Origin of the sequence: Kitasatospora griseola, from assembly GCF_014648555.1 — a bacterium.
Lineage (GTDB): Bacteria > Actinomycetota > Actinomycetes > Streptomycetales > Streptomycetaceae > Kitasatospora > Kitasatospora griseola.
In genome coordinates, this window is the sequence record NZ_BMRI01000042.1 from 1 (window position 1) to 278 (window position 278).

Here is a 278-nt window from a genome sequence, read left to right on the forward strand (position 1 = left end):
AGGTCATTGACGTGCGGAAAAGTACGGAGCCCCCTGTCGGGTTCGAACCGACGACCCCCGCTTTACAAGAGCGGTGCTCTGGCCAGCTGAGCTAAGGAGGCGTGGTGACCGGCCGCGGGATACGCGGCGGTACCAGTGGGCAGTGTACCGGGCGGGGGCGGGCGGATGCGGGCGGTTGGGGGTGGGGCGGGGAGGGGGAGTGGTGGGGTCGTGACCTGATCGATGCGGGAGCAAGGGGGGTTGAGGGCTGACAAAACGACGAACTGCCAGGTAGCGTC

General features: G+C 67.6%; 1 tRNA gene. It reads right to left on the reverse strand.

Annotated features, from left to right (window positions below):
- Positions 1-27: 27 nt before the first annotated feature.
- Positions 28-101: transfer RNA gene (locus IEZ12_RS32635), tRNA-Thr, on the reverse strand.
- Between the last annotated feature and the right edge of the window lie 177 nt (positions 102-278).